Source organism: Caldalkalibacillus mannanilyticus JCM 10596 (assembly GCF_000615945.1).
In the GTDB taxonomy this organism is placed as follows: Bacteria; Bacillota; Bacilli; order Caldalkalibacillales; family JCM-10596; genus Bacillus_AT; species Bacillus_AT mannanilyticus.
Genome location: NZ_BAMO01000018.1, coordinates 76247 through 85336, shown reverse-complemented (window position 1 = coordinate 85336; position 9090 = coordinate 76247). Strand labels below are relative to the sequence as shown.

The 9090-nt window shown below is 40.7% G+C and carries 7 protein-coding genes and 1 pseudogene; 1 reads left to right on the top strand and 7 read right to left on the bottom strand.

Going from position 1 to position 9090, the window contains the following annotated elements; genetic code table 11:
• Positions 1 to 169: 169 nt before the first annotated feature.
• From JCM10596_RS27820 to asd, 5 genes are all read right to left on the bottom strand, one after another.
• Positions 170 to 1603, bottom strand: coding sequence for an alpha/beta hydrolase (locus JCM10596_RS27820; protein WP_025027257.1), 1434 nt, complete (start codon positions 1601 to 1603; stop codon positions 170 to 172).
• Positions 1604 to 1822: 219 nt separating this feature from the next.
• Positions 1823 to 3919, bottom strand: a complete 2097-nt coding sequence (locus tag JCM10596_RS27815; RefSeq protein ID WP_025027256.1) for a M6 family metalloprotease domain-containing protein — start codon at positions 3917 to 3919, stop codon at positions 1823 to 1825.
• Positions 3920 to 4116: 197 nt separating this feature from the next.
• Positions 4117 to 4611, bottom strand: coding sequence for a dUTP diphosphatase (locus JCM10596_RS11475; RefSeq protein WP_025027255.1), 495 nt, complete (start codon positions 4609 to 4611; stop codon positions 4117 to 4119).
• 84 nt (positions 4612 to 4695) lie between these two features.
• Complete coding sequence (locus JCM10596_RS11470; protein WP_025027254.1) at positions 4696 to 5511, bottom strand: TerC family protein; 816 nt, start codon at positions 5509 to 5511, stop codon at positions 4696 to 4698.
• Between the two features lie 95 nt (positions 5512 to 5606).
• Positions 5607 to 6398 carry an archaetidylserine decarboxylase gene (asd, locus tag JCM10596_RS11465; protein WP_025027253.1) on the bottom strand — a complete coding sequence of 264 codons (792 nt, stop codon included), beginning with the start codon at positions 6396 to 6398 and terminating at the stop codon, positions 5607 to 5609.
• An 86-nt stretch (positions 6399 to 6484) separates the two neighbouring features.
• Here asd and JCM10596_RS25155 point away from each other — a divergent pair.
• A pseudogene (locus tag JCM10596_RS25155) lies at positions 6485 to 8238 on the top strand (UbiD family decarboxylase).
• Positions 8239 to 8269: 31 nt separating this feature from the next.
• On the opposite strand, the gene JCM10596_RS11455 reads toward JCM10596_RS25155, so the two are convergent.
• Positions 8270 to 8632: a PilZ domain-containing protein gene (locus JCM10596_RS11455; protein ID WP_025027252.1), complete on the bottom strand. Its 363-nt coding sequence runs from the start codon at positions 8630 to 8632 to the stop codon at positions 8270 to 8272.
• 44 nt (positions 8633 to 8676) lie between these two features.
• Positions 8677 to 9051 carry a gamma-glutamylcyclotransferase gene (locus JCM10596_RS25150; RefSeq protein ID WP_051541279.1) on the bottom strand — a complete coding sequence of 125 codons (375 nt, stop codon included), beginning with the start codon at positions 9049 to 9051 and terminating at the stop codon, positions 8677 to 8679.
• Positions 9052 to 9090: the final 39 nt, after the last annotated feature.

Below are 9090 nucleotides of genomic sequence, written 5' to 3'. Positions count from 1 at the left end.
CAGAATTATTCCATGTCAATAATTATTGAGGAAGGCATTTAATGATTTTCTAATTCTTTTTTCTTCTTATTCCACTCTATAACCAAATCTAGCCTTTCAGATTTCTGGCATAGGGCAATGAGTCGTTCATATAATTCCTCTGAATCCGTTAGAATCTGAACTCCCTTTGTTAACACTTGAATGGCCTTTGCATTCTCTCCCCTTTTTCTAATAGGGTGACTAAGCTAAAAATCATCGCTTTTATTTGCTCCTCTATCTGTTCGCGTAATTCAAGAAACCAGTCATCATATAGACCAGGAAAGAGCTTTCCTGAGATTCGTTGCAGAATCTGTTGATAAAAGATCTTCTTTGTAGACGGGTCTGTCATCCTATTTGCTTCATCAAGCTGTTTTTTTAAATCAAAATAATCACAATCAATATGCCCCATTAAAGATATATGCTCTCGATCCACCTTGAGCAGAGATGATGTATGATGAAATTCAGACGAGCGTACTAATTTCTTAAGATGAACAAGGCAGACACGAAAGCGATTTCTAGCACTTTCCAAATCAACATGCGGCCAAAAGGTTTCATATAGTTGCTCTCGTGTCACTGTTCGGTGGAATAAAAGGTAGATGAGCAAACGTTTAGCATAACGTTGATTCCAATTTCCGATCACTTCCTGACCATTAATAAATACACGAAAGGAATTAATCAGTTCTACTTTCAATTCATCAATAGAGTGTAGCGAGTTTTTGTAGGTTTCAGCAATATGTCTTAATTTTAGATTGATCCCTTCTAATAACGGATCTTGCGAGTACAAAGGTTTAATTGGCTCATTCGCTTCAATAAATTCATTAATCCAAGAGTATAAAATGTCAGGCTGATCTAGAAAGATCATTTGAGAAGAATTAGGGACAATCAACCGCCGGCAATTGGGTAAGGAATCGGCATATACACTTCCAAGCATTTTAGGAACAAATGGATCGTGCTCCCCCCAAAGAAATAGTGTAGGAATTTGTGAATGCAGAAAAGCATGGAGAGGGATGGATTGAAATAGAAGGATATCTAAGCAGGTCTGATAGGTTTCTGGATCAGCTTGGACAAGCATCTGCGATAATTTGTTCACTTTTTGCTCCGAAGGAGGATAACAGAGTCGTTGAGATAGGGAATGGGACAGAAATTCCATAGAATTCCGCTCGATGATATTCTCAAAAGAATCTTTTATCTGCTGTGCCAGAGTATGTGGAACATGACTTGGAACCGTATTTAGGATCAAGGATTGAATTCGATCCGAAGAGGAATGTGCGGCGTGAATTCCGATCTTTCCACCTAAGCTACTCCCTATGAAATGAAAGGATTGAATCTGGAGGCTGTCTACTAAATAAAACAGATCCTCTCGCAATAAATCGAGAGTAATAGGCTGATCCCCAATATCACTTTTACCATGTCCACGAATGTCATAACGCAGGATTCTATATTTGTGACTGAGAAGTTTGACCATATCATCCCATTCCGTATGATCTAAGCCTAATCCATGTACCATGACTAGTACATCCGCCTCTGACAGATAAGAACAATACTCGTAGTACATTTTTGTCTGATGACGAACTACAAATGACATTCTTACCACCTCCTAATAAATCACTGGAACAAATTTAACATAATTTTCTATTTATTTCAAAGTATTTTTACTAGCTTTTGTAAATACAACCAAAATTCTATACTCTACCAAAATGTAAAAGACGTCATTTTAAAAATGACGTCTTTTAAAATCTTACTCTATCCTTATAACAGTCTTACTCTATCACTGCTTTTCAAATTCAGAAACTAAGCACCCCTGTTATGGAGTATACGTTACTGTATTACTATGAAGAGAGTAGTTCCCTGGCCAATCCACTGCCTGAACCGTGTAACGATATCGTACTCCTGCTGTTACATCGTGATCTGTATAAGAAGTAGAAGAGCTATACCCAATCTGTTGACCATCACGATAAATCGCATAGTACTGGATTCCCGAACTATCGTAAGAAGCGGTCCATTGAAGAGAGATAGAGCTACCGGAATTGTTCGATACATATAAATTTGTAGGGGTCGATGGTCTTGCCCGATCCTTAAAGGCAAAGACAGTCATTGAATTTCCACTCTCAGAATGTACAAGAAATCCTGCTCCTGAAATCTTCCTATTATACTGGTGCGTGTTCGGATTTGAACTGTTGTTTAATAGATTCACATGACCAGGATAATAATAATGATCAAGATCAAAATTGATGTTCTTATCCAACTGACTATATCCCAGGATTCCTTCATTCGATTCAATAAGATCCACCTTTCGATGATGATCATCCGCATTGGTTGCCTTGCTTTCATCAATGTGCCAAGCAGCAATTCCTCCTCTGCCTATAACAGCAGATTGAAGACCTCTATCGTAACCATTAAATTGCCGATTCTCAAATAGGAAATATTCTGAGGGATTGTCCGTGGTAATTTTTAATACATTATAATTATTTAAAGCAGCGTTTAAAGTCACATAAGAATATCCCTCTCGCTGAATGACGTATGGAGTTACCCAGCCTAAGTGAACCTTAGACCATGCATCTGGATGAGTAGGAGATGAACCTGAATAACCATCTCCATAACGAGCCCAGCTTCCTCCTGCCATGACACTATGTATCCCTACTCCAGCAGAGCTTCCATCAGTATCATATAAATCTGGCAGACCAAAGTGATGTCCCAGCTCATGCACTAAAATCCCGATCGTCGCTTGATGGTCTTCGTGCACCTCCCCTTGTTGAACATATCTTCCTGATACATCTACCCCGTCTAATCGAGAGGTAGGAGCCACCCATTGATGACCCCAGACCGATGGAGTCGCACTGGAAAACGCAGCTTCATAGCCTGCGATCACAGTAACCAAATAAAAATCGTCTGCGATATCGATACGCCCATCCTTATTCTTATCATAGCTGGCAAAATCAACATAAGGATCAGCGGCAGCTAAAGCGTCAAGAACCATTTGTTGATTGGCGTATCCCGTCCAGCCCCTTGTATTCGGATGGTTATAATTTAATTTCACTTTGACAATCCCATCATGATAGGTTCCTGCAAATTCCGCTGCTGGAGCAAGATTTAATTTTCCGCCACTTACTTCTTGATAATAATGCTTGACTGACCCCTCCGTGTTAGAGAAAAATCTGTCATACCACATGCGATCTGAATATTGCATCCTGATATCATTAAACTCAACTAATAGAACGAGAAGTCTTTTCGTCCCTGTAACACGATGCAGAGAAGGTTCATCCAGTTCTTGTAATAAGCTTTCTTCCTTTAATTCAGGCAGGGTGGCTTTCATTTGATTCATCAAATCTTCTTGAGTCATTTGTGGTAGCATATGATGATGTCCATGATCCTCCTCATGATGTACGTTGTTCTGGCGCATCTCATTTTCTGACGAAGTGTTGTGTTTAGCATGATCTATATTCATGTTTAACCACGAATCGTCCGGCAATTCTAAGGGAGCTCCTTGATTGATTTGTTGTCTAAAGTATTCATGGGCTTCCTCTGTCAGACTCTTCTTGCGTTTATTCACAATTTGGTTTTCTTTCATCCACACCACTAATGTATCGTGCTGAACAGCTGACGAACTTTTTTTATCCTCAACATACAACTCGCCAGTTGGTTTCAGCGTCCCTGATTCTAGCTTTGCAAAGTTCCAATACCCTTTTTCATCCTGAATAATCACATCACCAGAATCTGCTGTCGTCCAATTAAACCACTCATCTCCATGTTGAGTCCCATAGAACGCTTCTCCTGTTGGTTGCTTCAAGAGTTGAGAATCCGGTCTAGCAGGAGCCGCATATCCATTTCCCTGAAAAAATATCATGATCAAACCTACCAACAAAAGCAATGAACATACTAATCTGAAACCCTTGTTCCCCATTCAAACATCTCCTCCTCCAAATGAATAATGAAACGAGCAAAATCCTCCTTTCTAGCAACCTCTTAGAACATTCTTGATCTGTACATCTATTCTAATCATTGCGTCATTACTCTATCATTACAGTGGAGAGTGAACAGAGAAATATGAAAAAAGGGTAAAAAAAAATACCACATTCATGTGGCATTCTTTAGCTTCGATTAGTATCCTTCTTCTTGTCGGGTATGATTGATTCTGTTTTTCTCCAGATATGCCTCTTCTATTTCCTGCTGTGAGAAGCCTAAAAGAGCTCCAAGCTGAATAAGCCCCTGAAACACATCCTTATAGTTCCTATAGCTCTCCTCCTGAGCAAAACGTACAGTAGAAGCATAAACCTGAGAAAATGCCTCAATCTGAGAGGAGAAACCATGATCCTCAACACTTTCTAATAGCAATTGTTGGTCGTATCCCTTATCTAATCCAATGGATAAAGCAAAATGAAGAATATCTACATACTCCTCTAGGATGACTTCCTTGGAGGAAGCAGATTTTAAACTCCAAAATTTAAAGCAGCGCGTTTCATTAGCAAGTTCTCCCAGTTCCACCTGTAAAGCCAAGATTTTAGCTGGTACTAAATCTTGTTCGTGCAATTGATGGGTTTCTAAAATTTTTTGATCTAATTTCTTTTGTATGGTAAATAGACTTTGAATATTCATGCTTTTCTCTCCCTAAAGAACACTTTTTATCTCGTTCTAACGATCGGTAAAACTCCCTCCTCCTTAACGTTAACGTATTCTCTTTTATTTTTCAAATGTTTCTTCTGCTTTGTCAACTTCCTTCTTTAGACGGTTTAGTTCTTCAGGATCACTCTGCTCGTTTTCTTTGGATAAGAACCACCCTCCGACAAAAATCCCAATCAGAACAACCCAAAACGTGATCTTCCAGCCCGCCGTTTTAACAAAGCCATAAGGCAGATACTGCAAATCTGGGTGAGAAAGTGTATAGACGGCTAATTTAACACCGACCCAGCCTACAACTAGATACGCAGCTGTTTCTAATCCTGGCTTGCGATGCAGAAGATTAACAAAATAAGTAGCAGCGAAGCGAATAATAATAAGCCCGATAAAACCACCGGCAAAAATAATCAAGAACTGTCCTCCATCCATTCCTCCAATGGATGGAAGAGGGGTGGAAGGCAAGGTAACAGCAAGGGCTACGGCAGCCAAAATAGAATCCACAGCAAAAGCGATATCGGCAATTTCTACCTTTAATACGGTCATCCAGAAACCTGAGCCTTGCTGCACTTCCTTTTCTTTCTTTTCCTTTTTTTGACCGAAATGACGTAGAACATGATTTAAGGATAAGAAAATCAAATAAAGAGCACCTATTGCCTGCACCTGCCACACATCTACCAGGAATGAGATCAGAAATAGGGAAGCAAAGCGGAACACAAAAGCGCCTGCTAAACCGTAAAACAGCGCTTTTTTCCTTTGTTCATCAGGAAGATGCTTGACCATGACAGCCATAACTAAAGCATTATCTGCTGCAAGAATTCCTTCTAATGCGATGAGAATGAGCAAGACCCACGCATATTCAAGCAAGAGTGTCACATCCATTTTTCATTCCCCTTTCACCAATACAATCTTTCTTGGTTTATCTTGCCCAGAAAATGAAAAAAGACCCACATTTCTTTTATGTGAGTCTATGTCTATTATTCGTTTGACAGGAGTGAGCCAATTTTTTCTCCCATGCGTACTCTTTTTCCTTCACTTAGGGTTGGCTCGAATTGAAAGGTCCCTTCCTTGATTAAAAGAACCACTGTGGAGCCAAATTCAAAATAGGCGAGTTCCTCTCCCTTTTCCACATGTTCAGCCTTTAAGTCTGGATTTAATTGAATACTGGCAACATTAAGAGCACCTACCTTAACGACTGCCACACGTGTTACAGAATTAGATAGATACGTAATGAGTCGTTCATTACGACTTAACACTCTGGTCATATGCTTAAGTCCAAAATCATTGACGGGATAATACTTCCCCTGCTTATGTACATGTTTAAGAATTTGTCCTGATATCGGTGAATGGATACGATGGTAGTCTGTTGGGCTTAGGTAAAGTACAATAAATTGACCATTGCGATAATATGACTCCTCAGTAGAATCTCCTAGCATTTCAGAAATCGTATAGGTTTGACCCTTCACATTGAGAATGGTGCCATCCTTGATCTCCCCCATTCCAGTGATAAGGGCATCAACTGGACTTACCAGGCTGTCTGCACTAGAATCAATCACGCGTGCTCCCGCTTTAAGACGGCGAGTAAAAAAATGATTTAAGGTCGGATATTCGTGGAGCTGTTTCTCTGCTTCTTCTACATTTATTTGATAGGTCTTCGCAAAATGAGGAATAAAAGCTTTGCTTGCTTTTGATTTGGCCATTTTTCCTGTAATTTTAGAAATGGATTTCCTTGAAGATAATTGAGTCAGTAATTTATAGATAGGTTTCATGAAACTCTCCTTCTTTTCCTTGCGTTTTTACTTTATTATTATACACTATATATGGAGATAAAAATGATATCCTTTTGAGGTGAGTTATGCATACTAGTTTACGAAGCTTTATCCAAGCTCTTCGTCAAGAAAAAGAAATCATTGAAATTAATACCGAAGTCGATCCTTATTTAGAGATAGCAGAAATTCATCGCCGAGTTATCGAAGAGGAAGGACCTGCCTTGCTTTTTACTAATGTCAAAGGAAGTCCCTTTCCCATTGTAACCAATCTCTTTGGAACAGAAAGACGTGTAGACATGGCATTTGGTCCAAAGCCAGAAAATCTGATTCAAGGACTTGTACAAGCCGTTCATAAATTAATGCCTCCCAAGCCCAAAGTACTGTGGGAGGAAAGAAAATTGCTTCTCGATATTATGAAAACAGGAACCAAGCAAGTTGGACATGCTCCTGTGCTCGAGAACTATCATACGGATTTTGACATGACGAAACTTCCTGCTCTGACAAGCTGGCAGGAGGACGGCGGTCCCTTTATTACTCTTCCCCTTGTTTATACGGAATCTCCTTCCACGAAGGAGCATAATCTGGGGATGTATCGTATTCAGATTCACGAGAAAAACCAAACAGGAATGCATTGGCAAATTCATAAAGGAGGAGGCTTTCATCATTACGAGGCAGAACAGGCGAATCAAAACCTGCCAGTCACCTTGTACTTAGGAGGACCTCCTGCTCTCATTATCTCAGCCATTTCTCCTTTACCAGAAATGGTCCCTGAATTGGTCTTCACCTCCCTCTTAATGGGAGAGAAGCTGGGTCTAACCAAGCCTTCTGAATCTCCACATTCCCTTGTAGCAGAAGCTGAATTTGCCTTTAGTGGACATGTTCCGCCTCATATACGAAAACCTGAGGGTCCTTTTGGTGATCATTATGGCTATTACTCCTTAAAGCATGATTTTCCTGTCTTCAATGTTGAACGTGTCTGGCATCGAAAAGATGCGATTTTCCCTGCCACAGTGGTAGGAAAGCCTAAGCAGGAAGATTATTATATTGGAGAATATCTGCAACGACTCCTTTCTCCACTCTTTCCAGTGGTGATGCCTGGAGTGAAAAGCCTTTGGGCTTATGCTGAAACAGGGTTCATGCGTTGGCAGGAGCTATTGTCCGCGAAAGCTACTACAAAGAAGCCATGGCACATGCCTTCCGTATCATGGGAGAAGGACAGCTCACTCTGACTAAGTTCTTGATGGTCAGCGACGTGGATGTAGACCTCTCTAACTTTGCTCAGTTCTTTGAAAACATCCTAGAAAGATTCCGCCCTGAACGAGATTTATTGATCATTAATGATACATCAATGGATACTTTAGACTATACGGCAAGAGGAAAAATCAACAAAGGAAGTAAGGCAATCATGACGGGATTAGGGGAGCCAGTTCGTCCATTAGTCCGCACCTACCAAGGAGGGCATATGGATCGCATCCAGCAAACTGCTGTTTACTGTGGTGGCTGCTTAGTTGTGTCTGGTCAATCCTATGAGGCAGATCCTGAATTGCCTCTTCATTTAGTGCAAAACTGTCAAAAGCAATTAGCCGAGTGGCCCGTCGTGTTCGTAGTGGATGATGTAGCGATTGCCCAAACACAAGCTGCTTTCTTATGGACCACCTTCACTCGCTTCGATCCAGCCAGTGATATCTACGCAGACGCTGAGATTATTCGCAATAAAATAGCCTATCGAGGTCCTGTTATTATCGATGCGCGAATGAAGCCCATGTATCCCGCTGAGCTCTTCCCACGTGAGGATATTGTGGAGCTTGTTGACCGCAGATGGAAGGAATACTCTATATAGCTTTATGAAAGAAGGCGACCCAGTGGGTCGCCTATTTTACACTTTTTCTTCTATTATCCATATAAGTTTCTAAATGTCTTTGATCAAGAAGGGACATTCCCGTCACGAGACAGCCATATTGATAATCCTGCTCTAACACCTCACAACGAATAATGCGACCTATGAGGGTAGGAATCCCCGCATCTTGCGGAAGATGAATTTTCAAAAACATATCGAGAGCTAGCGGAATTCCTGTGCGGATTTTCAACCCACCTTCAGAAACATCATAGAGATGTCCCTCCAGCTTATGCTGACCCTGAAAGGCACCCTCTCCCTTCCACTGATGAACTTCCACTCCAATCGGAATATCTGTATCAAATCGTTCGTATTTTCTTCTATTCATATCTTGGGTCATATCTGGTCACATCCTTCTGTTTAAATCAAATCCCTATCTTCATATTACCTGATTTCTAGATTAAATTGTTGTTTTATTTTAGACATAAAACGAAACAAATAGTCCCTCGTAGCAAATCTCTTAAGACCATTCACCATTAATTGCAGGTAAGCTGGCGTAGGAGCTATTTCGTTTACCTCCTTCTGAATGACCTGATAGGTATAGGCACGCACTCTCCTGCCTTTGTACATTACTTCCACTTCGATCCGTTCATACAGCTGCTCTGGTACACCTTCTCGCAAATCAAGTGCCGCCAGCCATTGAGGTTCAAAACGATAGAGTACTCCTTGAACCATTTCCTGTCTTGAGGGAATAATATCAGCTACGCCGCCCCCTCTGCTTTTCCCGTACAACGTAAATCCTAGACGATAATGAATCAAGTAGCTAAGCCCAAGGTTGTAAATTCACCTACCGTTCTT